Source organism: Nocardioides marmoraquaticus, assembly GCF_054777915.1.
The window spans coordinates 31,841-57,914 of record NZ_BAAHAA010000004.1 but is presented as its reverse complement, the minus strand read 5'-3'; the positions used below and the strand labels follow the sequence as shown (position 1 = coordinate 57,914).

The 26,074-nt window shown below is 73.6% G+C and carries 16 protein-coding genes; 8 read left to right on the top strand and 8 right to left on the bottom strand.

Translation table 11 applies throughout. The annotated features are described in order from the left end of the window. The first annotated feature begins 50 nt into the window (after positions 1-50). From recC to ACYU8I_RS04215, 5 genes are all read left to right on the top strand, one after another. Entirely contained in the window at positions 51-3,326 is a 3,276-nt protein-coding gene (gene recC, locus ACYU8I_RS04235) for an exodeoxyribonuclease V subunit gamma (RefSeq protein ID WP_460837801.1), read from the top strand. Further along, positions 3,323-6,604 (top strand): UvrD-helicase domain-containing protein, encoded by a 3,282-nt coding sequence (locus tag ACYU8I_RS04230; RefSeq protein ID WP_460837799.1) that lies wholly within the window; start codon positions 3,323-3,325, stop codon positions 6,602-6,604. The genes recC and ACYU8I_RS04230 overlap by 4 nt, the downstream gene beginning before the upstream one ends. Beyond that, complete coding sequence (gene recD, locus ACYU8I_RS04225) at positions 6,601-8,442, top strand: exodeoxyribonuclease V subunit alpha (RefSeq protein WP_460837797.1); 1,842 nt, start codon at positions 6,601-6,603, stop codon at positions 8,440-8,442. The genes ACYU8I_RS04230 and recD overlap by 4 nt, the downstream gene beginning before the upstream one ends. 186 nt (positions 8,443-8,628) lie before the next feature. Beyond that, a complete protein-coding gene (locus ACYU8I_RS04220; RefSeq protein WP_460837795.1) occupies positions 8,629-9,648 on the top strand; it encodes a CE1758 family FMN-dependent luciferase-like monooxygenase in 1,020 nt (339 codons plus the stop codon). Next, positions 9,645-10,316, top strand: a complete 672-nt coding sequence (locus ACYU8I_RS04215; protein WP_460837792.1) for a CE1759 family FMN reductase — start codon at positions 9,645-9,647, stop codon at positions 10,314-10,316. The genes ACYU8I_RS04220 and ACYU8I_RS04215 overlap by 4 nt, the downstream gene beginning before the upstream one ends. A gap of 29 nt (positions 10,317-10,345) precedes the next feature. Here ACYU8I_RS04215 and ACYU8I_RS04210 read toward each other — a convergent pair whose 3' ends face one another. Continuing rightward, the gene (locus tag ACYU8I_RS04210; RefSeq protein ID WP_460837790.1) at positions 10,346-11,047 is read right to left on the bottom strand and encodes a M15 family metallopeptidase; all 702 of its coding nucleotides are present in this window, start codon (positions 11,045-11,047) and stop codon (positions 10,346-10,348) included. A 357-nt stretch (positions 11,048-11,404) separates the two neighbouring features. On the opposite strand from ACYU8I_RS04210, the gene ACYU8I_RS04205 reads away from it, so the two are divergent. Then, on the top strand, positions 11,405-12,748 hold the full coding sequence (locus ACYU8I_RS04205; protein ID WP_460837789.1) for a dicarboxylate/amino acid:cation symporter: 1,344 nt from the start codon (positions 11,405-11,407) through the stop codon (positions 12,746-12,748). Positions 12,749-12,825: 77 nt separating this feature from the next. On the opposite strand, the gene treZ is transcribed toward ACYU8I_RS04205, so the two are convergent. The 4 genes from treZ to ACYU8I_RS04185 form a co-directional block, all read right to left on the bottom strand. Next, a complete protein-coding gene (gene treZ, locus ACYU8I_RS04200; RefSeq protein ID WP_460837787.1) occupies positions 12,826-14,616 on the bottom strand; it encodes a malto-oligosyltrehalose trehalohydrolase in 1,791 nt (596 codons plus the stop codon). After that, a complete protein-coding gene (treY, locus tag ACYU8I_RS04195) occupies positions 14,616-16,937 on the bottom strand; it encodes a malto-oligosyltrehalose synthase (protein WP_460837786.1) in 2,322 nt (773 codons plus the stop codon). Before treY ends, treZ begins: the two co-directional genes overlap by 1 nt. After that, on the bottom strand, positions 16,930-19,182 hold the full coding sequence (gene glgX, locus ACYU8I_RS04190; protein ID WP_460837784.1) for a glycogen debranching protein GlgX: 2,253 nt from the start codon (positions 19,180-19,182) through the stop codon (positions 16,930-16,932). The genes treY and glgX overlap by 8 nt, the downstream gene beginning before the upstream one ends. 127 nt (positions 19,183-19,309) lie before the next feature. Then, positions 19,310-20,293, bottom strand: a complete 984-nt coding sequence (locus ACYU8I_RS04185; protein ID WP_460837783.1) for a hypothetical protein — start codon at positions 20,291-20,293, stop codon at positions 19,310-19,312. Positions 20,294-20,522: 229 nt separating this feature from the next. Between ACYU8I_RS04185 and thpR the strand changes: the two genes are divergently transcribed. Next, positions 20,523-21,098 carry an RNA 2',3'-cyclic phosphodiesterase gene (thpR, locus tag ACYU8I_RS04180; protein WP_460837781.1) on the top strand — a complete coding sequence of 192 codons (576 nt, stop codon included), beginning with the start codon at positions 20,523-20,525 and terminating at the stop codon, positions 21,096-21,098. A gap of 6 nt (positions 21,099-21,104) precedes the next feature. Here the strand turns inward: thpR and ACYU8I_RS04175 are convergent, their stop codons facing one another. Beyond that, entirely contained in the window at positions 21,105-22,844 is a 1,740-nt protein-coding gene (locus tag ACYU8I_RS04175) for an RNA-binding domain-containing protein (protein WP_460837778.1), read from the bottom strand. A 75-nt stretch (positions 22,845-22,919) separates the two neighbouring features. Further along, entirely contained in the window at positions 22,920-24,269 is a 1,350-nt protein-coding gene (locus ACYU8I_RS04170; protein WP_460837775.1) for a cryptochrome/photolyase family protein, read from the bottom strand. Between the two features lie 112 nt (positions 24,270-24,381). Between ACYU8I_RS04170 and ACYU8I_RS04165 the strand changes: the two genes are divergently transcribed. Next, positions 24,382-25,122: a lysostaphin resistance A-like protein gene (locus ACYU8I_RS04165; RefSeq protein WP_460837773.1), complete on the top strand. Its 741-nt coding sequence runs from the start codon at positions 24,382-24,384 to the stop codon at positions 25,120-25,122. 43 nt (positions 25,123-25,165) lie between these two features. Here ACYU8I_RS04165 and ACYU8I_RS04160 read toward each other — a convergent pair whose 3' ends face one another. Then, positions 25,166-26,068, bottom strand: coding sequence for an NAD(P)H-binding protein (locus ACYU8I_RS04160; RefSeq protein ID WP_460837770.1), 903 nt, complete (start codon positions 26,066-26,068; stop codon positions 25,166-25,168). Between the last annotated feature and the right edge of the window lie 6 nt (positions 26,069-26,074).

The following is a 26,074-nucleotide window of genomic DNA, read 5'->3' as shown; positions in this document are numbered from 1 at the left end:
TAGGGTCGCGCTCGTCGTGGCCGGAGGGGTCGTGTCGAGGGGGTGGGGCGATGGCACTGGTGGTGCACCGGGCGGCGCGCGCGGACGCGCTCGCCGACGGCCTCGCCGAGCTGCTCGCCACCCCGCTGGTCGACCCCTTCGCCCCCGAGCTGGTGCTGGTGCCGGCCAAGGGGGTCGAGCGCTGGCTCTCCCAGCGGCTCTCCCACCGTCTCGGCACGGGCCCGGGCCGCGACGACGGCGTGTGCGCCGGCGTCGAGCTGCGCAACCCCGCCGGCCTGGTCGCCGAGCTGCTCGGCACCCGCGACGACGACCCCTGGGCGCCCGACACGCTGGTCTGGCCGCTGCTCGAGGTCGTCGACGACAGCGCCGGCGAGGCGTGGGCCCGGCCGCTCGCGCTGCACGTCGGGCACGGCCCCGGGTCGACGGGCGAGGAGGCCGAGCTGCGGCGCGGTCGCCGCTACGCCGTGGCCCGTCGCCTGGCGCGCCTCTTCGCGTCGTACGCCGCGCAGCGTCCCGGCCTGCTCGGGGCCTGGGAGTCGGGCTCCGACGGCGACGTCGAGCCCGACCTGGCCTGGCAGCCCGAGCTGTGGCGCCGGCTGGTCGCCCGCGTCGGCGCACCCTCGCCGGTGCGGCGCCACCGCGCGGTCTGCGAGGCACTGGGACGTGGCGAGGTGCCCGACGCGGTGCCGGAGCGGCTCTCGCTCTTCGGCCACACCCGGCTGCCCGTGACGGAGGTGGGGCTCCTCGCGGCCCTCGGTGCGCACCGCGACGTGCACCTGTGGCTCCCGCACCCCTCGCCCGCGCTGTGGCGGTCGCTGGCCGACGTCCGCGGTGCGGTGACCCGCGACCACGACGACTCGGCCGACGCCGTGCGGCACCCGCTGCTCGCCTCGCTCGGGCGCGACGTGCGCGAGCTGCAGCGGCTGCTGCAGGACGTGCCCCACGACGACGCCGGCCCGCTCGACGCGCTCGGCCCCGGCGCGACGCTGCTGGGCCGGCTGCAGCGCGACCTGGCCGACGACACCCCGCCCACGACCGGCGCGGTCGACCCCGGTGACCGCAGCGTGCAGGTGCACGCGTGCCACGGCCCGGCCCGGCAGGTCGAGGTCCTGCGCGAGGTCGTGCTCGGCCTGCTGGCCGACGACCCGACGCTCGAGCCGCGTGACGTCGTGGTGATGTGCCCCGACATCGAGGCCTACGCGCCGCTGGTGGCGGCGGCCTTCGGCATGGGTGAGATCGGCACGCACCCCGGCCACCGGCTGCGGGTCCGCCTGGCCGACCGCTCGCTCACCCAGACCAACCCGCTGCTCGGGGTGCTGACGCAGCTGCTCGACCTCGCCGGCGGGCGGGCCGAGGCGAGCCGGGTGCTCGACCTGCTCGGCGCCGAGCCGGTGCGTCGGCGCTTCGGCCTCGCCGACGACGACCTCGAGACGGTGACGGCCTGGGTGCGCGAGGCGGGGGTCCGCTGGGCCTTCGACGCCGAGCACCGGGACGAGTTCGGCCTGGCCGACTACGTCCAGAACACCTGGCGCTTCGGGCTCGACCGGGTGCTCGCCGGGGTTGCGGTCAGCGACGACGCCGACCGCTTCTTCGGCACCACGCTGCCGCTCGACGACGTCGGCTCGACCAGCATCGACCTGGCCGGGAGGCTCGCGGAGGCGCTCGAGCGGCTGCAGCGGGTGACCGACGCGCTCACCGGCGCCCGCCCGGTCGAGCACTGGCTCGACACCCTGGGCGAGGCGGTCACCACCCTGACCGCGCCGGCCCGTGGCGAGGAGTGGCAGACCGCCCAGGTCCACCGCGAGCTGGCCGCCACGCTGCAGGCCAGCGCCGGCACCGACGCCGACCTGCGCCTGCCCGACGTCCGCGCGCTGATGCGCGAGCGCCTGGCCGGCCGCCCGACCCGCGCCAACTTCCGCACCGGCACGCTCACGGTCTGCACCCTGACCCCGATGCGGTCGGTGCCCCACCGGGTGGTCTGCCTGCTGGGCCTCGACGACGGGGTCGTCCCCCGGGCCTCCGTGGTCGACGGCGACGACGCCCTCGCCCGGCACCCGGTCACCGGTGAGCGCGACCCGCGGAGCGAGGACCGCCAGCTGCTGCTCGACTCGGTGCTCGCCGCCACCGACCACCTCGTCGTCACCTACAGCGGAGCCGACGAGACCACCGGCCGACCCCGGCCGCCGGCCGTGCCGCTGGGCGAGCTGCTCGACACCCTGGCCGCGATGGGCGACGGCGTGCGCGAGCAGGTGCTGCGGCACCACCCGCTGCAGGGCTTCGACGCCCGCAACTTCGACCCGCTCGCCCCCGTGTCGTTCGACCCCGCCGCGCTGGCCGCCGCCCGCGCCGCCACCCGACCTCGGGTCCCGGCCGACGACCTCGCCTCGCTCCGGCTTCCGGAGCGCGCCGACGACGTCGAGCTCGACGACCTGCTGCGCTTCCTGCGCCACCCGGTCAAGGAGTTCCTCCGACGGCGGCTCGAGGTCGCGGGGCTGCAGGAGCTCGACGAGGTCGCCGACGGTCTCCCCGTCGACCTCGACGGCCTCGCGCAGTGGCAGGTCGGCGAGCGCCTGCTCGGCGACCTGCTGCTCGGCCGCAGCCCCGCGCAGGCGCGCGACAAGGAGTGGCGCCGCGGCGTGCTGCCGCCGGGGCACCTCGGCTGGCAGCTGTCGCGCCAGCTGCTCGACCAGGCGGCGCCCGTCGCCGACCTCGTCGAGACCTTCCGCGCGGGCGAGCGGGCCTCCGCCCGCGACGTCGACGTCGACCTCGGCGACGGTCGGCGGCTCCGCGGAACCGTGACCGGCCTGTACGGCACCCGTCTGGTGCGCCACAGCTACAGTCGGCTGGGCCCGCGCCACTACCTCGACGCCTGGGTGCCGTTGCTGGCGCTGTGCGCCACCCTCCCCGGCCGGGGCTGGTCGGCGGGCTCGGTCGGACGCGGCCGCTACTCGCAGCAGGCCACGGCCCGCGCCGCCTTCGGGTCGGTCGACGACGCCACCGATCGGCTGCGCGACCTCGTGGGCCTCTACGACGCCGGCATGCGCGGCCCGCTGCCGCTGCCGCTGAAGACCGCCCACGCCTGGGCGAGCAACCGACCCCAGGCGCGAGCCGCCAAGGCGGGCGTCGAGTGGGCCGGCGGCCGCTTCCCCGGCGAGCGCGACGACGAGTCCCACCAGCAGGTGTGGGGTCCCAGGGCGCCCCTCGACGTGCTGCTCGGCCCACCCGAGCCGGGCGAGGCCACCGGCGAGGGCGCCGGCGAGCCGACCCGGCTGGGCGCCCTGGCGCTCCGGCTGTGGACGCCCATCGTGCAGCGGGCGCGCGGATGAGCGCCGACGTCGCGGCGGCGACGGCCTTCGACCCGCTGGCGGAGCTGCCCACCGGCACCACCGTGCTCGAGGCGAGCGCCGGCACCGGCAAGACCTGGGCGGTCGGCGCGCTGGTCACCCGCTACGTCGCCGAGGGACGGGTCGCCCTCGAGCAGATGCTGGTCATCACCTTCGGTCGCGCGGCCAGCCAGGAGCTGCGCGAGCGGGTCCGCGAGCAGCTCGTGCAGGCCGAGGCGGCGCTGCGCCCCGACGCGCCCGACACCGACGAGCCGCTGCTGGTGCTGCTGCGGCAGGGCACCGACGACGAGGTCGCGCTGCGCCGGCGTCGGCTGCGCCGGGCGCTGGCCGACTTCGACGGGGCCACCATCGCCACCACCCACCAGTTCTGCCAGCAGGTGCTGCGCTCCCTCGGTGTCGCGGGCGACACCGACACCGGCGCCGAGCTGGTCGACGACCTCGACGACCTGGTGGTCGAGGTCGTCGACGACCTCTACCTCGCGCGGTTCGGTGGCACCGCCCGGCCGCCCTTCTCCCGCGACACCGCGCTGCAGGTCGCGCGTGCGGCCGTGGGCGACCCCCAGGCCCGGCTGGTCGCCGCGGGCGGCGACGGCGTGCCGCAGCGGCGCCTCGAGCTCGCCCTCGCCGTGCGCGCCGAGGTCGACCGTCGCAAGCGCCGGCTCGGCGTGCTCTCCTACGACGACCTGCTGAGCCGGCTCCGTGACGCACTGCGCCAGCCCGACTCGCCGGCGGCCGCGCGGATGCGCCAGCGCTGGCAGGTGGTCCTGGTCGACGAGTTCCAGGACACCGACCCGGTGCAGTGGGAGGTGCTCGACCTGGCCTTCACCGGCGTGGCCGACATGGTGCTCATCGGCGACCCCAAGCAGGCCATCTACGCCTTCCGCGGCGGTGACGTGGCGGCGTACCTCCGGGCGAGCGGCACGGCCGGCACCCACCGCACCCTCGACACCAACTGGCGCAGCGACGCGCCGCTGGTCGACGCGCTGCAGACCGTGCTGCGGGGTGCCGAGCTCGGCGACGAGCGCATCACTGTTCTGCCCGTGCGGGCCCACCACCAGCGCGCGCGGCTCACCGGCGCGCCCGTCTCCGACCCGCTGCGGCTGCGGCTGGTCGACGACGTCGACACCATCTCGATCGACCAGGCCCGCGATCGTATCGCCGCCGACCTGGCCGGGCAGGTCGCGGCGCTGCTGGCCGGGGGCACGCGTTTCGACGACCGCCCGCTCGAGCCCACCGACGTCGCCGTGCTGCTGCCCGGGGCGGCCGACTTCCCCCGGTTCCAGGCCGCGCTCGGTGCTCGCGGCATCCCCTCGGTGGTGGCCGGCGGCAGCAGCAACGTCATGACCACCGAGTCGGGCACCCAGTGGCTGACGCTGCTCGAGGCGCTCGAGCAGCCCCACCGGGCGGCCCGGGTGCGGGCGGTGGCGCTGACCGCGTTCGTCGGGCTGTCGGCGAGCCGGCTCGACGCCGGGGGCGACGCGCTCACCGACGAGGTCGGCGAGCGGGTGCGGCGCTGGCTCGACCTGCTGCGGGCGCGCGGCGTGGCGGCGGTGCACGAGGCGGTCGTGGCCGACGGCCTGGGCGAGCGCGTGCTCGCGCGCCCGGGCGGCGAGCGGCTGCTGACCGACCTGCACCACGTGGGCCAGGTGCTCCACGAGCTCGCCCACCGCGACCGGCTCGGGGTGGCGGGCCTGCTGGAGTGGCTGCGCAGCGAGCGCGCCCGCACGCGCTCCGAGCGCACCCGCCGGCTCGACACCGACGCGCAGGCGGTGCAGCTGACGACGATGCACTCCAGCAAAGGGCTGCAGTTCCCCGTCGTGATGCTCCCGCTGGCCTTCAACCGCTGGCGGCCCAAGGACCCCGACCTGCTCTTCCACGACGAGCAGCAGCAGCGCTGCCGCGACGTCGGCGGCGGCCAGGGCAGCTCGCTGCGGGCCGCGCTCGACGAGGCGGCCGGCGAGGAGCTGCGCCTGACGTACGTCGCCCTGACGCGCGCGCAGTGCCAGGTCGTGTGCTGGTGGGCCCCGACCCGCGACAGCGTGCACGGCGGCCTGTCGCGGCTGCTCCTGGGTCGTGGGCCCGGCGGGCAGGCCACGCCGCCGTCGTTGGACGAGACCCCCTCGCCGGCCGCGGCCCGGACCCGGCTGCAGGCCTGGGTCGCGGAGGGGGGCCTCGCCGTCGAGCAGGTCGTCCCCGACGGTGGCGCCGTGGTGCCCGCGCCCGCGCCCGGCACGCGCCTGGCCGGCCGGGCCTTCGACCGCGCCCTCGACACCGAGTGGCGCCGCACGTCCTACTCCGGGCTGATCCGCGTCGAGGAGCAGTCGACGCGGCAGGCGCACGACAGCGAGCCGGAGGTCGCCGGCACCGTCGACGAGGGCGGTCCCGACGACGACCCGGTCACGCCCGGCCCGGTCCGCGACCGTGCGACCGAGCTGCCGTCGCCGATGGAGGCCCTGCCGTCGGGCGCGACGCTCGGCTCGTTGGTGCACGGCGTGCTCGAGCACGCCGACCCCGACGCGCCCGACCTGCTCGCCGAGCTCGCGGCCCGTGTCGACGACGAGCGCCGGTGGTGGGCCGTCGCGACCCCGACCGACGAGGTCGCCGCGGCGCTGCTGCCGTCGCTGCACACCCCGATGGGTCCGCTGGCCGACGGGCTGACGCTCGCCCAGGTGCCGCTGCGCGACCGGCTGCGCGAGCTCGACTTCGAGGTGCCCCTCGCCGGCGGTGATCAGCCCGCCCGCGAGGTCAGGCTCGCGGCCCTCGCGCCGCTCCTGCGCGCCCACCTGGCCGCGGGCGACCCGATGCGCGCCTACGCCGACCGGCTCGAGGCGCCCGCGCTCGGCGGTCAGCTGCTGCGCGGCTACCTCAGCGGCTCGATCGACGTCGTGCTGCGCGTCGGCGCGGGCAGCGAGCAGCGCTTCGTGGTCGTCGACTACAAGACCAACCGGCTCGGCGCCGTCGGCGAGCCCCTCACCTCCGCCGACTACGCCGCACCCGAGCTGGCCGCGGCCATGCTCCACTCCCACTACCCGCTGCAGGCGCTGCTCTACTCCGCCGTCGTGCACCGCTACCTGCGCTGGCGCGTGGCGTCGTACGACCCGGAGCGCCACCTCGGGGGCGTGCTCTACCTCTACCTCCGCGGCATGTGCGGGCCCGAGACCCCCACCGTCGACGGGGTGCCCCACGGCGTCTTCAGCTGGCGTCCTCCCGCCTCGCTCGTCGTCGCCCTGTCCGACCTGCTCGCCGGGGAGGCGACGTGACCACCCGGCCCGACCTGACGGAGCCACTCCGACCGACCGGCGCCGCGCCCGTCTGGGCCGACGACGGCGACCGCCAGCACGCCCGCGGGGCGCGCGGGCTGCTGGCCGCCTTCAACCACCCCGACGTGCTCGCAGCCGCCGACGTGCACGTCGCCCGTCGGCTCGCGGGCCTGGTCGAGGAGCCCGACGAGCGGGTGCAGCTCGCGGCGGCGCTGGCCGTGCGCGCCGTACGGCTCGGCTCGGTGTGCCTCGACCTGCGTGACGTCGCCGGGCTGACACCGCCCGACGCCGAGCTCCCGGCCTGGCCCGACGCGGGGCCCTGGCGCGACGCGATCGCCGCCAGCCCCCTGGTGTCGGAGCAGCTGCTGCGGCTGGAGGGCGACCGGCTCTACCTCGACCGCTACTGGCGCGAGGAGGTCCAGGTCTGCGACGACCTCGTCGAGCGGGTGCGCCGCGCCGGCGCGCAGCCCGACCTGCCGGTGCTCGAGCGGGGCCTGCAGCGGGTCTTCGCCGACGACGACGAGCACGACTTCACCGAGCAGCGTGCGGCGGCCCACGCGGCCGCCCACCGCTCGACCACGGTGCTGACCGGCGGTCCCGGCACCGGCAAGACCACCACCGTCGCCGGCGTCCTGGCGCTGCTCGCCGAGCAGCACGAGCTCGCGCACGACGGCCGGCTGCCCCGGATCGCGCTGGCCGCCCCGACCGGCAAGGCCTCGGCCCGGCTGCAGGAGGCGGTCGAGGAGGCCACGGCGCGGCTCGCGCAGGTCGACCGCGACCGGCTGGCCGGGCTCCGCGCGGCCACGCTGCACCGGTTGCTGGGGTGGCGGCCCGACAGCCGGGTGCGCTTCCGTCACCACCGCGGCAACCGGCTGCCCCACGACGTGGTGGTCGTCGACGAGACCTCGATGGTCTCCCTGACGATGATGGCCCGGCTGCTGGAGGCGTTGCGCCCCGACACCCGGCTGCTGCTGGTCGGCGACCCCGACCAGCTGGCCTCGGTCGAGGCCGGAGCGGTGCTGGCCGACCTGGTCGCGGGCTTCGCCGGCCACGACGACTCGCCCGTCGTCGCGCTGAGCCGCTCCCACCGCTACGGCGAGCGCATCGGGACGCTGGCCGACGCCCTGCGCGACGGCGAGGTCGACGCCGCCCTCACCGCCCTGCGTCGCGGCGACGGCGAGGTCGAGCTCGTCGACGCCGGCGACCCCGAGGCGGTGGAGGCGTTCCGCGCCGACGTCGCCCGCACCGCCGTCGAGCTCCGCGACCGGGGCGAGGCCGGCGACCGCGCCGGGGTGCTCGAGCTGCTCGGCCGCCACCGGCTGCTGTGCGCCCACCGCGAGGGCCCCCACGGCGTGAGCGGCTGGAACCGGCTCGTCGAGCGGCTCGTCGGCGAGCAGCGCACCCCCACCTACGACGAGTGGTACGCCGGTCGCCCGGTCCTGGTCACCGCCAACGACTACGACCAGCTGCTGCACAACGGCGACATGGGCGTCACGGTGCGCGACACCGCGGCCGACGGCACGACCCGGCTGCGTGTCGTGGTCGACCTGCCGGGCGGCGCCCGCGAGTTCGCGACCACGCGGCTGTCGGGGGTCGAGACGGTGCACGCGATGACGGTGCACAAGTCGCAGGGGTCGCAGGCCCACACCGTCAGCGTGGTGCTGCCCGAGCCCGAGTCCCGGCTGCTGACGCGCGAGCTCTTCTACACCGCCGTCACCCGGGCCCAGCGTCGCGTGCGCGTCGTCGGCACCGAGGCGGCCGTGCGGGCCGGCATCGAGCGGCGCGTGCAGCGCGCGAGCGGCCTGGCCGAGCGGCTGCGGTCGCGCCTCGCGCCGTGACGTCTGTCGTGACGCCTGCCGCGACGTCGGCGTGACGCCCGCCACGGCTCCTGCCCCTCGCCGGACAGGCCCGGGGGCGACGCGGCACCCTGGGCGGTGCCGATCCGGTGGCGCGGAACAACCGCGTGCCGCACACTGTTGAAGCAGCAACTACTTCCTCGAGCAGCACCGGAGGCGATCCACACCATGGAGTTCGGCATCTTCAGCGTCGGCGACGTCACGCGCGACCCGACGACCGGCCGCACGCCGACCGAGCACGAGCGCATCAAGGCCCAGGTCGAGATCGCCAGGAAGGCCGAGGAGGTCGGGCTCGACGTCGTCGCCGTCGGCCAGCACCACAACCCGCCCTTCGTGGCCAGCGCCCCCACCACGACGATGGCGTTCATCGGTGCCCAGACCGAGCGCATCAAGCTCTCCACCAGCACCACGCTGATCACCACCACCGACCCGGTGCGCATCGCGGAGGACTACGCGACCCTGCAGCACCTGCTCGACGGCCGCATGGACCTCATGCTCGGCCGGGGCAACACCGGCCCGGTCTACCCGTGGTTCGGCCAGGACATCCGCCAGGGCGTGCCGCTCGCCATCGAGAACTACGCCCTGCTGCACCGGCTGTGGCGCGAGACCGAGGTCGACTGGGAGGGTCGCTTCCGCACGCCGCTCCAGGGCTTCACCTCGACCCCGCGGCCGCTCGACGGCACCCCGCCCTTCGTGTGGCACGGCTCGATCCGCACGCCCGAGATCGCCGAGCAGGCCGCCTACTACGGCGACGGCTTCTTCCACAACCACATCTTCTGGCCGGCCTCGCACACCCAGCGCATGGTCGACTTCTACCGCCAGCGCTTCGAGCACTACGGGCACGGCCGGGCCGAGGACGCCATCGTCGGCCTCGGCGGGCAGGTCTACATCGCCGAGACCTCCCAGCAGGCGGTCAGGGAGTTCCGCCCCTACTTCGACGAGGCGCCGGTCTACGGCCACGGTCCGTCGCTGGAGGACTTCACCGCCCAGACGCCGCTCACCGTCGGCACCGTCGACCAGGTCGTGGAGCGCACGCTCGGCTTCCGCGAGTACGCCGGCGACTACCAGCGCCAGCTGTTCCTCATCGACCACGCGGGCCTGCCGCTCACGACCGTGCTGCGCCAGCTCGACCACCTGGGCGAGGTCGTGCGTCGCCTGCGCGCCGAGCTGGGTGAGGTGGCGGCGTGAGTCGCCTGCACGCGGTGCCCGGCAGCACGACGCCGTACCGGCTCGTCGTGGTCAGCGCCGGCATGTCGGAGCAGTCGACCAGTGCGCTGCTGGCCGGCATGCTCCGCGACGCGGCGCTCGCCGCCCACGACGGCGCCCTCGGCGACGCCGAGGTGACCGAGGTGCAGCTGCGCCCGCTCGCGCACGACCTGACCGACGCGCTGCTGACCGGCTTCGCCACGGGCGAGCTCGGCGAGGCGCTGGCAGCCGTCGGGCGCGCCGACGCGGTGGTCGCGGTGACGCCGGTGCACTCGGCGTCGTACTCCGCGCTGTTCAAGGCGTTCTTCGACGTGCTCGAGCCGCGTGCCCTCGAGGGCACGCCGGTGCTCGCGGCCGCCACCGCCGGGTCGGCCCGCCACAGCCTGGTGCTCGACCACGCGCTGCGCCCGCTGCTGGGCTACCTCAGGGCCGTCGTCGTGCCCACCGGCGTCTTCGCGGCCAGCGAGGACTGGGGTGGGGGCGAGCAGGTCGCCGCGGCCGCGCTGCGGCGCCGGGTCACCCGGGCCGCCGACGAGCTGGTCGCGCTGGTGACCTCTCGTCCGCGCGAGGCCCGCGTCGACGCCTTCGACCGCGACGTCGCCGCGATGGGGTCCTTCGAGGACCTGCTGCGAGGCGGCGGCCAGGCCTGAGCCACCCGGCTCCCGCCACCACGTCGGGCTCAGCCGCCGGTGAGGCTGAAGTGGTGGCGGTCCCGGGCGGTGCGCCAGGTGCCGCCCCACGTCCAGCCGATCGAGGCGAACGCCCGCACCACGACGCTGTCGGCGTCGAGCATGCCGGGTCTGCGCCGGTCGCGGTCGAGGTACGCCGACGCCAGCTCGGGCAGCACGACGTCGCCCTTGGTGTAGGGGTTCTGGAACGGGTTGACGTCGACGGCGAGGCCGTAGGCGTGCTGGCTGTACGTCGTGCCGCCGACGACGGGGCGGCACACGAACGCCCCGGTGTTGTTGCCGTCGCCGGTCGGCGGGGCGTCGAGCTCGTCGCGACGCGTCACCCGCATCTCCTCGATCGGGAAGCGGGCCGCGTGGAGCCGCTGAAAGACCCGCACCACGTCGTCGGCGACGCTCGTCGCGACCAGCAGCTCGCCGGTGTGTCGCTCGCCGTCGAACCCGCGGAAGACCACGCGCACCCACGACAGGTCCGCGGCCGCCACCGGGCAGGCGGGGTCCCACGTCGAGCGGGCGATCACCCGCTGCGGCGCGGGGCTGACCACCCGCGAGGCGAACCCGCGCCCGGGCAGCGGAGCCACCGCGTCCGGGAGGGTGAAGCGGCGTACCTGCAGCGCCCGCGGCGTACGGCGCACCTCGCCGAAGCCGTTGGCCGCCACCGGCAGCACCCGGTTGCCCAGCCACGCCGGCGGCACGGTGCCGACCTCGGGGGTCGGCGTGCCTTCCGCTCCCCGAGGAGCCGAGGAACGAGGCGTCCCTTCCGCTCCCTGAGGAGCCGAGGAACGAGGCGTCCCGAAGGGCGAGCTCGTGGTCTCGCCAGGCTCGACCGACGACGAGGGCTCGCCGCCACACCCCGCCAGCACCGCCGCGGCGACCGCGAGGGCGAGCGCGGTGCAGGCCCGGGAGCGCATGCCGTCAGTGTGACGCGGGTCGCCAACGCCGGGGGAAGGGCGGCGTACGACGCGGCGTTCCGGCTCGCGTGCCCCGATCTGACCAGGGACGGCATAGTCTGCCTGGTCGATCGACATAGTCCTTTCGCGTCAGGAGCAGCCGTGAGCACGCAGTCAGACGTCACCCCCGAGCAGCACGCCCGTCGGTGGTACCCCCGGATCCCGTTCTGGGCCCAGATCTTCCTCGGGCTCGGGCTCGGCGTCGTGTTGGGCTTCGTGGCCCGGCGCTACGAGCTCGGCGGCCTCGAGACCTTCCTCGGCATCCTCGGCGACAGCTTCGTCGCGCTCCTCTTCACCGTCGTGGTGCCGCTGGTGTTCCTCGCCATCGTCGTCAGCATCACGCGGCTGAGCCAGGTCGCCAACGCCGCGCGGCTCGCGGTGCAGACGCTGGTGTGGTTCGCGATCACCGCCGCCATCTCGGTGGTCATCGGCATCGGGCTCGGCCTCCTGACCGACCCGGGCACGCGCACCAGCGTCGACGCGGGCACCGCCGCCGACCCGAGCCGGCAGGGCTCGTGGCTCGACTTCCTCGCCGGCATCGTGCCGAGCAACATCCTGGGGCTCTCCGGGTCCGTCGGCGACGACGGCTCGACGGTCTCGATGAGCTTCAACATCCTGCAGATCATCGTGATCGCGCTGCTCGTGGGCGCCGCGATCCTCAAGACCGGCGAGAAGGCCGAGCCGTTCCGCCAGTTCGCCGAGTCGTTCCTCGCGGTCGTCCAGACCGTGCTGTGGTGGATCATCCGGCTCAGCCCCATCGGCACCCTCGGCCTGATCGGCACCGCCGTGGCGACGTACGGCTGGGACCTCGTCGCCCCGCTCGCCGTCTTCACGGCTGACGTCTACATCGGTTGCGCGATCGTGCTGCTCGTGGTCTACCCGGCGCTGCTGTGGGCCCACGGGCTGTCGCCGCTGAAGTTCTACGGCGGCGCCTGGCCGGCCCTGCAGCTGGCCTTCGTCTCGCGGTCCTCGGTCGGCACCATGCCCGTCACGCAGTACGTCACCACCCGCAACCTCGGCGTCTCGCGCGACTACGCGTCGTTCGCCGTGCCGCTGGGCGCCACCACCAAGATGGACGGCTGCGCGGCGATCTACCCGGCGCTGGCGGCGATCTTCGTGGCGCAGTTCTTCGGCGTCGACCTGTCGTTCACCGACTACCTGCTGATCGCCTTCGTCTCGATCGTCGGCTCCTCGGCCACCGCCGGCCTCACCGGCGCCACCGTGATGCTCACGCTCACCCTGACCACGCTGGGCCTGCCGCTGCAGGGCGTCGGTCTGCTGCTCGCCGTCGACCCGATCCTCGACATGATGCGCACGATGACCAACGTCGCCGGCCAGGCCCTGGTCCCGACGATCGTCGCCAAGCGCGAGGGCATCCTCGACCAGGCGGCGTACGACGGCTCCAACTCGCGCGACCCGATCGGCGACCGCACCCTGGCCGCCTGAGCGACCAGGCCCCGTCACCGCTGCGGTGGCGGGGTCGCGTGCGTCCCGGCCGCAGGAAGGCCCACCCGGCGGCGCTCTCAGTCGACGACCAGCGCCCCGGCGTGCGGCGGGAGGGTGAGTACGCCGCCCCCGAGCGAGGCCGCGGTGGGCGTGGTGAAGGCGAGCGAGCCGGTCGCGGGCACCGACGCCTCGGCGGACCCGACGTTGACCGCGAGCAGGGTCGAGCCGCGGCGCAGCGTGAAGACCCTCGACTCCTCGTCGGCCCAGGCCTGCACCGACCCGAACGAGGGGTCGGTGAGCGAGGGGACCGTGCGTCGCAGCCGTCCGAGCTGCCGGTAGGCGTCGAGCACGACGGCGTGCCGGCCGGTGGCGAGCTCGTCCCAGTCGAGCTTGGACCGCGAGAAGGTCGCGGGGTCCTGCGGGTCGGGCACCTCCTGCTCGCCCCAGCCGTGGGAGGCGAACTCGGAGCGTCGGCCGGTGCGGACGGCCTCGGCGAGGTCCTCGTCGGTGAAGCTGGTGAAGAACTGGAACGGCGACGAGGCCGCCCACTCCTCGCCCTGCCACAGCATCGGCGTGAAGGGTCCGGCCAGCGTCAGCAGCGCGGCGCACACGAGCTGGTCGTCGTCGAGCGAGGCGGCGAGCCGGTCGCCGGTGGCGCGGTTGCCGACCTGGTCGTGGTTCTGGTTGCACACCACGAGCCGCCACGTCGGCATGGCCGCGGTGTCGACCGGGCGGCCGTGCGGGCGGCCGCGGAAGGTGGAGAAGGTGCCGTCGTGCAGGAAGCCCCGCTCGCACACCTTGACCAGCGCCGCCAGTGGGGCGAAGTCGCCGTAGTAGCCGCTGGTCTCGCCCGTCAACGCCACGTGCACCGCGTGGTGGAAGTCGTCGCTCCACTGGGCGTGGATCCCGCGCCCGCCGGCCTCGCGCGGCGTGACCATCCGGGTGTCGTTGAGGTCGCTCTCGGCGATCAGCGTGAGCGGCCGGCGCAGGTGCGCCGACAGCGCGTCGACCTCGCTCGCGAGCTGCTCGAGCAGGTGGGTCATCGTGGTGTCGGCCAGCGCGTGCACCGCGTCGAGCCGCAGCGCGTCGACGTGCATGTCGTGCAGCCACATCAGGGCGTTGTCGACGATGTAGCGACGCACGTGCTCGGAGCGCGGACCGTCCAGGTCGAGCGAGGAGCCCCAGGAGTTCTGGCCCGTCGCGTGCAGGTAGGGGCCGAACTCCGGCAGGTAGTTGCCGCTCGGGCCGAGGTGGTTGTAGACGACGTCCTGCACCACGCCGAGGCCGTGCGCGTGGCAGGCGTCGACGAAGCGCTGGTACGCCGCTGGGCCGCCGTAGGCGTCGTGCACGGCGTACCACGCGACGCCGTCGTAGCCCCAGCCGTGGTCGCCGTCGTAGGCGTTGACGGGCAGCAGCTCGACGAGGTCGACGCCCAGGTCGACCAGGTGCGGCAGCCGCTCGACGGCGCTGTCGAGGGTGCCCTCGGGCGTGAAGGTGCCGACGTGCAGCTCGTAGACCACCGAGCCGGCCAGCTGCCTGCCGGTCCAGGCGGCGTCGGCCCAGTCGTGGGCGTCGAGGTCGACCGTGCGCGACAGCGCGTGCACGCCGTGCGGCTGCCAGCGCGACCGCGGGTCGGGCCGCGGGTCGCCTGCGTCGTCGAGGAGGTAGCCGTAGTCGACCTGGCCGTCGGGCACGTCGCCCGCCGGGGTCCACCAGCCGTCGTCGTCGCGGGTCATGTCCACGAGGTCGTGGTGGCCGGTCGAGCCGTTCGTGACGCTCGTCCCTCGCTCCTCGGGGAGCGGCTGCAGCACCAGGCGCACCCGCTCGCGCTCGGGGGCCCACACGTCGAAGCGGCCACGCACGCCCATCACGACTCCTTCACCAGCAGGGCGACGGGAAAGCCGCCCAGCACGTCGGACACGGTCACCCTGCCGGACACGACGGCACGCGTGCGCTGGTCGCGCCACGTGCCCTCGGGCAGCGAGACGGTCGTGTCGTGCCACCCGCCGCGGGCGGCGAGGCCGAGCGGGAGCCGGGTGACCAGCGTGACCGCCCCGCCGCGGTCGAAGCCGAGCAGGTGGTCGGCCGCGGTGCCGTCGGCGACCAGGGCGGCGTACGACGCGAACAGCTCGGGCCGGTCGCGCAGCAGCCGCAGCGCGGTCGTGACGAGCCAGAGCTTCGCGGTGCCGGGGTCGTCGACGCCCGACGGCGCCACGGCGGGCGGCTCGAGGGAGGCGAGCAGCCGGCCCCGGAGGGCGTGGTCGACGGGGCGGCGGTTGTCGGGGTCGACCAGGCTCTGCTCCCACAGCTCGCTGCCCTGGTAGACGTCGGGCATCCCCGGGAGCGTCAGCGACAGCAGCTTGGCGGCCAGGGCGTTGCTCCAGCCGGCGTCGACGACGTGGGCGACCACGCCCTCGACGACGTCGCGCACGTCGTCGCGGTCGATCGCGGCGTCGACGGCGCGGTGCACGGCCGCCTCGTAGGCCTCGTCGGGGTCGGTCCACGTGGTGCGGTCGCCCGCCTCGCGCATCGCCTTCTCGGCGTACGCGTGCAGCCGCTCGCGCAGGTCGTCGCGGGCGTCGCGCGCCGGCCAGCAGCCGACGACGGCCTGCCACAGCAGGTTGGCGAAGCCGGGGTCGGGCACCGGCGCCAGCTGCTGGAGCCGCGCCAGCGCGCCCTGCCACAGCGACGCCGCCTCCGCGAGCGCGGTGATGCGCGCGCGGGTGTCCTCGCCGCGCTTGGTGTCGTGCGTGGTCAGCGTGGTCATCGCCGTCGGACGGTGCTGCTGGCGCCACGCGAGCTCGTCGTGCAGCTCGGCCGGGGTCAGCGAGACGTGCGCGGGATCGCCGCCGACCTCGTCGAGCGAGGTGAGCACCGACCAGCGGTAGAACGAGGAGTCCTCGACGCCCTTGGCCATGACCATGCCGCTGGTCTGCTGGAAGCGCAGCGCCGCCGGCTGCTCGGGGTCGCGCAGGATGCCGGCCAGGTCGCCGATCGCGTCGGCCAGGTCGGGCCGGCGGTGGTGCGCGGTGCCGAGCGCCACGTCGAGGTCGGCGGCGCCCTTCGGCAGGTAGGAGCGGTACGTCGGGAAGCACGCCAGCACCTCGGCGACGGCCTCCTCCATGTGCGGCTGGGCGGCGACGAGGTCGGGCAGCTCGCGCACGATGCGGCGTACCTCGGCGAGCAGCGAGCCCGTGGCGACCGCGAGCTTGCGCTCGTGCACGAGGTCCTCCCACGGCTGCTCGAGGTGGTCGCGCCCGCGCAGCGCCAGGTCGAGCGCGCCCAGCTGCTGCACGCCGGCCGGGTCGACGAGCACGCGCTCGACCAGCGCCAGGGCGTCGTACCCTGTGGTGCCGGCCGTGGCCCACGACTCGGGCAGCCGCTCGCCGCCCTCGAGGATCTTCTCGACGAGCACGTACGCCGACCCCGTGAGGTCGTCGAGCCGGTCGAGGTACGCCGCGGGGTCGCGCAGGCCGTCGGGGTGGTCGACCCGCAGCCCGTCGACGAGGCCCTCGCGGAACCAGCGGCCGACCTCGACGTGCGCCGCGTCGAAGACGTGGGGCACCTCGACCCGCACGCCGGCGAGGGTGGTGACGGTGAAGAAACGGCGGTAGTTGAGCTCGTTGTCGCCGCGGCGCCAGTGCACGAGCCGGTAGTGCTGCTCGTCGGGGGTCGAGGTGCCGGGCGCCAGCGGGTAGCGGTTGTCGTGGTAGCGGACCTCGCCACCGGCCGGGGTGTCGACCACCCGGATCGCGCCCTCGTCGTCGTCGCCGACGACGGGGACGAGCAACCGGCCGCCGCCGGCCTCCCAGTCGACGTCGAAGAAGTCGGCGTAGGCCGACTCCGGGCCGTAGGTGAGCAGGTCCCACCACCACGGGTTGGCCGACGGGGTGGCCACGCCGACGTGGTTGGGCACCACGTCGACCAGCACGCCCATGCCGAGGTCGCGAGCCGCGGCGCTGAGCGCGGCGAGGCCCTCCGCCCCGCCCCGCGACTCGTCGACGCGGGTGGGGTCGACGACGTCGTAGCCGTGGTCGCTGCCGGGCTCGGCCTGCAGGACCGGGCTGAGGTAGACCCAGTCGACGCCGAGGTCGTGCAGCTGGGGCAGCAGCGCGGCCGTGGCGTGCAGGTCGAAGGCCGCGGTGACCTGCACCCGGTACGTCGAGCGCGGCGTCCGGGTCTCAGCCACGGTTCTCCTTGCTGCGGGCCGTGGCGGCCGACTCGGAGAGCACTGCCACGCTGGCGGCGACGGAGTGGTCGGGCTCGACCTCCGGCTCGGTGTGCTCGCGCAGCACCAGCATCGCGTGGGTCTCGAGGTCGAAGGTCGCGCCGGCGTCGAGGGTCTCGCTGGCGTCGGCGTCGCCACCGGTGTTGACGACGACGTCCCAGCGCGCGGCGAACTCCTCCGGCGGCAGCGTCAGGGTCTTCGGCCCGTCGGCGTTGAAGTAGAGCAGGAAGTGGTCGTCGGTGATGGTGCCGCCGCGGGCGTCCTTGCCGGCGATGCCGTGGCCGTTGAGGTACATGCCGAGCACGTGGCCGCCCTGGTCCCAGTCCTCGTTCTCCATGGCGTTGCCGTCGCCGTCGAGCCACACGATGTCGTTGAGCCGGTCGCCGCCCTCGCCGTCGACGGTGCGCACCGTGCTGCCGGTGAAGAAGCGCTTGCGCCGGAAGGTGGGGTGGTTGGCCCGTAGCCGCGACACCGCACGCGTGAACTCCACCAGCGGCACGTCGACCTTGCTCCAGTCGATCCAGGAGAGCTCGGAGTCCTGCGCGTAGGTGTTGTTGTTGCCGCCCTGGGTGCGGCCGAGCTCGTCGCCGTGCAGCAGCATCGGCACGCCCTGGCTGAGCAGCAGCGTGGCGAGGAGGTTGCGCTGGCCGCGGGCGCGCAGCGCGAGCACCTCGGGGTCGTCGGTGGGGCCCTCGACGCCACGGTTCCAGGAGCGGTTGTGGCTCTCGCCGTCGTTGTTGTCCTCGCCGTTCGCCTCGTTGTGCTTCTCGTTGTAGGAGACGAGGTCGCGCAGCGTGAAGCCGTCGTGCGCGGTGACGAAGTTGATGCTCGCCACGGGGCGGCGACCGGAGTGCTCGTAGTAGTCGGAGGACCCCGCCAGCCGGCTGGCGAACTCGCCGAGGCTGGGCTCGCCGCGCCAGAAGTCGCGCACGGTGTCGCGGTAGGCGCCGTTCCACTCGGTCCACTGGGGCGGGAAGTTGCCGACCTGGTAGCCGCCCGGGCCGATGTCCCACGGCTCGGCGATGAGCTTGACCTGACTGACCACCGGGTCCTGCTGCACGAGCTCGAAGAAGGTCGAGAGCTTGTCGACGTCGTAGAACTCGCGCGCCAGGGTCGAGGCGAGGTCGAAGCGGAAGCCGTCGACGTGCATCTCGGTCACCCAGTAGCGCAGCGAGTCCATGATCAGCTGCAGCGAGTGCGGGTGGCGGACGTTGAGGCTGTTGCCGGTGCCCGTGTAGTCCATGTAGTAGCCCTGGTCGTCCTCGACCAGGCGGTAGTACGCCGGGTTGTCGAGGCCCCGGAAGCTCAGCGTCGGGCCGAGGTGGTTGCCCTCGGCGGTGTGGTTGTAGACGACGTCGAGGATGACCTCGATGCCAGCGGCGTGCATCGCCTTGACCATCGCCTTGAACTCCTGCACCTGGTGGCCCGAGCCCTGGCCGGTCTCGTTGGCGGTGCGGGCGGTCGCGGAGTAGTCGGCGTGCGGGGCCAGGAAGGCCAGCGTGTTGTAGCCCCAGTAGTTGCGCAGGCCCTGGTCGAGCAGGGTGGAGTCCTGCACGAACTGGTGCACCGGCATCAGCTCGATGGCGGTCACGCCCAGCTTGGTGAGGTGCTCGGTGATCGCCGGGTGCGCCAGGGCGGCGTACGTGCCGCGCTGCGCCTCGGGGATGTCGGGGTGCGTCATCGTCAGGCCCTTGACGTGGGCCTCGTAGATGACGGTCTCGTTGTACGGCGTGTCGGGCCGGCGGTCGCCCTCCCAGTCGAAGAACGGGTTGATGACCACGCCGTGCGTCATGTGCGGCGCGCTGTCCTCGTCGTTGCGTCCCTCGATGGTCAGCGCGTTCTGCTCGTCGCCGAAGTCGTAGCCGAACAGCGACTGGTGCCAGTCGATCTCGCCCGCGGTCGCCTTGGCGTAGGGGTCGAGCAGCAGCTTGTTGGGGTTGCAGCGCAGGCCCTGGGCCGGGTCGTACGGGCCGTGCACCCGGTAGCCGTAGCGCTGCCCGGGCTGCACCTGCGGCAGGTAGCCGTGCCAGACGTAGGCGTCGACCTCGGTCAGCTCGACGCGGGTCTCCGTGACCTTGCCGCGGGCGCCGACCTCGAAGAGGCACAGCTCGACGCGCTCGGCCACCTCGCTGAAGACGGCGAAGTTGGTGCCGCTGCCGTCGAAGGTGGCACCCAGGGGGTAGGGCTTGCCGGGCCAGGTCTCCACGGAGACTCCTCGCACTCGTGATTGGAACGTTCAAACTACCGGGTGACGGGCTGCTTCGTCCCCGGCACCGGGCGTACCCGGATGGCGGCGCTCGTCACGGGCACCGCGTGTGGCGCAGGACGCCCCGTCAGCCGAGCAGCTCCTGGCGCTCCTCCACGGTGTCCGCCAGGTCGGCCCTGACCTGTTCGCGCGCCTGGGCCAGCTCGTGGCCGACCTGCTGGACGCGCTGGACCAGCTGGCCGACCCCGGCACGGGCGTCCTCGATGCGGCGGCGCACCGCCCAGTCGGTGAAGAAGTTGTCGAACCACATGTCGAAGGTCTGCTCCCAGCCGTCGAGGCGCAGGTGCGCGTCGATCGTGGGCAGGTCGGTGTCCGCGAGCTCGTGGTCGAGCCGGCGCAGCGCGTGGGAGGCCCGCTCGAGCTGGCGCCCGACGGTGCGCAGCCGGTCGTACTTCATCGCGTCGGTGAAGACACCGCCGCCGCCGAAGGTGTCCCAGGTGGCCAGGCTGCCGGCGGAGCCGAGGGTGTGGAGCGCCTCCTGCAGCAGGACGTAGGCGTCGCGGCCGGCGTCGTGGGCCTCGGTCAGCTCCTTCTCGGCGGCGGCGAGCCGGCCCTCCTCCTCGGCGAGGTCGGCCAGCGCCGGGCCCCGCACGGCGTCGTGCAGGCGGAGCCAGTCCTCGCGGGCCTGCTGCGCCTCGGCGTACGCCGCCTCGACGTCGCCGAGGGCGCGCAGCCGCTCCTCCAGCGACGCCGACTCCTGCACGTCGTCCTCGTGGCGGCGCAGCACCTGCTCCAGCCGGAGCCGGGCGTCGGCCGCCTCGGCCTGCTCGCGGCGCAGGTCGTCGTCGTGCGAGCCCTTCAGCGTGGCGAGGGCGCGCGCCCAGCCTCGCCCCTCGAGCCGGTCGACGTCGGCGACCTCGTCGCGCAGGGTCGCCGCGGCCCGGTCGGCCTCGGCGCGGCTCGCGGCCTCGCGCTCGCGCGCGGCGGTCAGCTGACGCTGCAGCCCGGCGGCGAGCTCCGCAGCCTCGGCGGCCTGCACGAGCGCCCCGGACCCGTCAACGTGGTCGTCACGGTCGTCGTGGTCGTCGCGGTCGTCCTCCCCAGGCTGCACCGGCCGACCGTAGCCCGAGCGGCGGCCCGCCCTCCAGGACCGGTCGGGTGCGTCCGGTCAGGTGCGTCCGGCTGATCGCTGGTCGAGGTGCGAGGAGCGCGAGCGACGAGCCTCGAGACCCGGCGAGGCCAGCGCCTGCCTCAGGTGCGGCAGGCTCGGGGCACCTCGGCCAGCCGAGCCCGGGACGACGACCACGGCCGGGTGGGCGCGCCGTGGGAGGCTGCTGGTGATGACCCGGATGTTCGTGGCGCTGCTGCCCCCCGACGACGTGCTGGAGGACCTCGAGGAGCTGGTCGCGCCGCGCCGCGAGGCGCGGGTGGAGGGTCGGCCGCTGCGCTGGACGCCGGCGGAGCAGTGGCACGTCACCCTCGCCTTCATGGCCTCGGTGCCCGACCGGGCGCTCGACGAGCTGCTCGACCGGCTGGGCGCGGCGGCCGAGCGCACGCAGCCCTTCGACGTGTGGCTGACCGGGGGCGGTGCCTTCCCCGACGTCGCGTCGGGCCGGGTGCTCTGGACCGGCGTCGAGCCCGCCGCAGAGCTCGAGGCGCTGTCGGTGCGTGCCCGCAACGCCGCGGTGGCGAGCGGGGTCGAGGTCGACGGGCAGCGCTTCCGGCCCCACCTGACCCTGGCACGCACCAACCGGCCGACCGAGCTCACCCGCTGGGTGCGGGTGCTCGAGCCCTACCGCTCGCCGGTGTGGCCGGCCGGCCGCCTCGCGCTGGTGGCGTCGTACCTGGGGGAGGGCCGGCGCGGCGGCCCGCGCTACGAGGTCGTCGCGGAGGCGAAGTTGGGGCCGACGGATTGACCTGCCTCAGGCGATCTCGTACGTCGTGTCACGCACACCCTGTTTGCCGTGCATCACGACCAAGCCTGTTTGCCGCATGACTTCGAGCGCGTACGTGACCTGACGTCTGCTGAGGCCAGTCTTCTCGACCACGCGGTTGACCGTCGAGGGCCCCTCGGCGAGGGCCTGGAGTAGGGCCTGCTGATGCTTGGTGGCCCGGCCCGGCTCGGCTTCTGCCCGGAGGAGGCCATCATCGTCGCGCGGAAACACGAGCCGTCCGTCGGTGGCCATCAGAGACCCTCGGAGCGCGTCTCCAGCAAGTTGATACGTACGACCGCCGCGTTCGCCGACTGCTTCTGCGAAGCCAGAGTCGACCAAGCCCTGCAGCTCGCGGTGAGCGTCTCGGGAGTCCATCGGATAGACCTCGCGCAGCGATCGGTTGGTCCATGGCTGACCGTGGCGCATGGCGACCAACACGTGTCGCTGCCTGTCAGTGAGGTTCCCTGTATCGAGCGACGAGAGCCAGTCGAGGTCCTCTCTTCCGAGTAGCGCGTGATTGGGGGCTAAGTTCGTGAATCGAACGCTCTGGTCGAGAAAGCGCGGGGGAACCATCCCGGCGGCGCTGAGTGCTGCAAGAACGTTGGGGATACCGGTTGCCAGAGCCTCGACCACCCGTTCGCCACTTGCAGTCCTCACGTTCTGGCAGATCCGCAACAGGTGGCCGTTGCGCGCTGAGGTGACCCCCTCCTTTCCGAGCCGGTCCACGGCAATTCCCCACAGACCGCCCGGGTTCACCAGAACCAACTGGCTGTCACTCAAGTTCAACGTGATCGCCTCGCCTAGGGCGTGGGGACCGAGATCTCGATGGATCAGGGCGTTCGAAAGTAGCTCGCGTACAGCTACTGCGGGGAACTCCGGCTCATCGCGGAGGCCCCCGCTTGCGCCGATGCGTAGCCGGGTGCGCGAGTTGCGACGGACCCATGCGAGAGCCTCGTCGAGCATGAGCGGGACCGGTCCATCAAATCGCTTGATGTCGAGCGCGCGGGTCGTCCCACCATCTGCCTTGCTCGCCGAAACAGACGCCTGGATGACGTAGTTCGGGAACCATTGCTGTGGATAGACGCCTAGTGCCAACAGGCCCGCAACGGTCAACGACCCGTCGAGCTCGTGGGTTACCCCAGTCCGGAACAACACTTCTGCGTCCTCGAAGCGATTGAGGGTGGAGGAGGTTCCTCGGCTCGACTCCAGGTAGCGGCGGAGCAGCCCCGTATCGAGGTCGTTGATCGAGGTTCCGGCAACGGGTGCGCGGTCGTACGAGGGCTCTGAACGGTTCGCGATCGCCCGCTCTTCGAGCTCCGATAGCGCGTAGTCGCCGTCGTAGGCGCGCAGATAGGCCTTCTGGCTGGCGACCACCCGGCACGGCTTCGCTGAACTTGGAGCTTCATGGACGTGTGCCACTACTACTTGCTCGCCCTCGAACTCGACTCGCCGCGTCTCGATAGTCACGGGTGGCTGGACGGCTTGTCGGGCCTTCGAAGCTAGTTTCGCCTGACAGTCCGCCGCGTCGTAAACACCGACCGCAGCGAAGTTTGACTTCTCATCGAGGCCGAAGACGAGAGTGCCACCGCCGGGCGTGTTGGCGAACGCCGACAGCGTTTCAGCAATCTCCGGAAATCCATCTCGCGCCCGTTTCACCTCAAGCTCGGCGGTGTCGCTTCCCTCCGCCCTTAGATCAGCTATGAGCCCTTCGAGGTCCTCGAGTTCCACAGTCCTGATCTACAAGTCACTTGTACAAGTGCAAGGTGTGACTTGTAGAAGTGCGAAGGCGGAGGCTGGGCTCGGTCAGTCGCGGCCGCGGCCGTAGCGCTCGAGGGCGACCTTGCGCTCCTCGGCGTGGTCGACGATCCGCTTCGGGTAGTCGTGGTCGTAGCCGTCGTCGTGCTCCCACGGCTCGTGCGCCCTCTTGCCGTCGAGGTGCCGCAGCTCGGGCACCCACCGCCGCACGTAGTCGCCCGACGAGTCGAACTTCGTGCCCTGGGTGATCGGGTTGAAGACCCGGAAGTACGGCGAGGCGTCGGTGCCGGTGCCCGCGACCCACTGCCAGCCGTGGTTGTTGCTCGACAGGTCGCCGTCGACGAGGTGGTCGAGGAAGTGCCGGGCGCCCACCGGCCACCAGACGTGCAGGTCCTTGGTGAGGAAGCTCGCCGTGATCATCCGGACCCGGTTGTGCATCCAGCCCTCGCTCAGCAGCTGGCGCATGCCGGCGTCGACGATCGGGAAGCCGGTGCGGCCCTGCTTCCACGCCTCGATGGCGTCCTCGGGCTCGTCGTACGTCACGCCCTTGACGGGGTTGAGGTCGTGCCAGGCGCTGCGGGGGTTGTGGTGCAGCACGTCGGCGTAGAAGTCGCGCCAGCAGATCTCGGTGACCCAGGTCTCGGGGCCGCTGCCGCGCTTCGAGGCGAGCTCGGCGAGCACCTGCCGCGGGTGGACCACGCCGTACTTCAGGTACGCCGACAGTCGCGAGGTGCGGTCGGCGCCGGGGTCGTCGCGCACGTCGTCGTAGTCGTCGACGTCGGCGTCGACGAAGGAGCGGAACCGTCGCCACGCGGCGTCCTCGCCCGCCGTCGGCAGGCCTTCGGGCCCCTCCTCGACGGCCTTGTCGAGCATGGCCGCGACCCGCTTGTCGCTGTCGTGGGAGACCCAGTCGACGCCGCGGGGGGCGGGCTCCGGGTCGTCCCAGCCGTGCTTGCGCCAGGCGCGGCTGAACGGCGTGAAGACCTTGTACGGCGACCCCGAGCCGTTGCGGATCGTGCCCGGGTCGACGGCGTACGGCGACCCGGTCGCCACGCCCTCGACGTCGTCGGGCAGGGCATCGACGACGGCCTGGTCGCGCGTGACGGCGTACGGCGTGAAGTCGCGGCTCACGTGCACCCGCTCGGCACCGACCTCCGTGGCCAGCCGTGGCACCAGCGTCTCGGGCGAGCCCATCCGGATCGTGAGGTTGCCGTGCATCGACTCGTCGAGCGAGCGGAGCGTGGCGGCCAGCCAGGCGCGTCGTGCGGGGCCGGCGCCCTTCCAGAGCACCGGGTCGAGCACGAACAGCCCCAGCACCGGGCCCTCGGAGGCCGCCGCCCGCAGCGCCGGGTGGTCGCGGAGGCGCAGGTCGCGCCGGAACCACACGATCGACGTCATGGTGGAGGTGTATCCAGCCGCCCGGGGGCGCACACCCCCGGCTCACCCCTGACACACCCTCGGCTCACCGTCAGGACGACTAGGACCGTCGTGAGCGGGAACCCTGACGTTCGTGCGCACAGGACCGGTCGGCCGCGTCAGGGCGAGCCTGCGCTCCGCCCTGTGGGACATGACCCCGCGCGACCACCGCCAGAGCGAGCGCGCGTTCCGTCGCCGCCAGCTGGTCAGCGCCGTCGTGGTGCTCGTCGGCGCCGTGGTGCTGGGGTTCACGCTGCGCTTCATCGATCCCGAGCAGACGACGCGGTTCTACCTCGCCACCACGCTGCTCGCCGGGGTCTGGACCGTCGGGGCCTTCGCCTCGGGCCCGATCCACCTCGGTCGCATCGGCACCCCGGCCAGCGAGGACCTGCTCGCGCCGCGGCCGGTGCTGCAGCCGCTCCTCATCGGGGCGTCGCTGGTCGTCGTCTTCGTGGCCGGCGCCTTCCTCATCACCGCGATCCCGTGGCTCGACGACAACCTCTCGCCCTTCATCGCCGACGTCCTCGAGCACACCCAGCAGGGCGGCGCCGTGCTGCTGCTCGTGGTCACCGTCATCAACGGCATCGCCGAGGAGCTGTTCTTCCGCGGCGCGATGTACGCCGCGATCCGCAAGCACCAGGTCGCCTGGACCACGCTCGCCTACACCATCGCCACTCTCGCCACCGGCAACGTCATGCTCGGCTTCGCTGCCATCGTGGTCGGCTTCATCGTCGGGCTGCAGCGCCGCGCCACCGGCGGCATCCTCGCGCCGATCATCACCCACCTCACCTGGTCGGTGACGATGCTCTACGCGCTCCCCGCGATCTTCCTCTGAGCACCCTGGCCGCAGGGGCCAGCCGGGGTCTGGCCCGTCCGGATCAGCTCGCGGGCTCGGCCTCGCGGTCGCGGATGGCGGTCGCGACGGCCTCCTCGTAGCCCATCGGCTCACCGGGGACGAGGTCGCGGATGGAGTGGTCGCGCACGAGCACCTCGACGTCCATCGAGTCGACGAGGTTGCGGCCGGTGGTCACGTCGACGTCGGTGACAAGCGCGAGCCAGCGTGACGACAACCCGGGGGTGAGCACGGGCACGGTCATCACGGGCACCTTGTGTCCCTTGATGTGGCGGCCGGCGATGCGCAGCATGTCGGTGTAGGTGAGCTGGTCGGTGCCGCCCACCTCGAAGGCACGCCCGTACGCCTCCTCGCGCCCGGCGACGCCGACGAGGTAGCGGATGACGTCGTGCAGCGCGATCGGCTGCGTCTTGGTCTCGGCCCACCGCGGCACGACCATCGCCGGCAGGTTGGAGGCGAGCTGGCGGGTGATCTCCCAGCTGATGCCGCCGTGGCCGACGACGATCGCGGCCCGCAGCGTGGTGACGGGCACCCCGGTCTCGGCCAGCAGGTGCTCCACCTCGCGGCGTGAGCGCAGGTGGTCGGAGAGCTCCTGCGAGTCGTCGTCGTCGCCCAGGCCGCCCATGTAGATGACCTGGCGCACCTCGGCAGCCTGGGCGGCCTTGGCGAAGGTGCGCGCCATCTCGGCGTCCTTCTGCACGAAGTCGTCGTCGTCGAGCGAGTGCACCAGGTAGTAGGCGACCTCGACGCCGTCGAGCGCCTTCCGCGTGGCCTCCAGGTCTCCGACGTCGCCGCCGACCGGCTCGCCGCGGCCGTCGTACGACTCCGGGTGCCGGGTCATGGCACGCACCTCGTGCCCCTCGTCGACGAGCGCGTCGACGAGGCGGCGTCCGATGAAGCCCGTGGCCCCGGTGACCAGCATCCTCATGGGGGC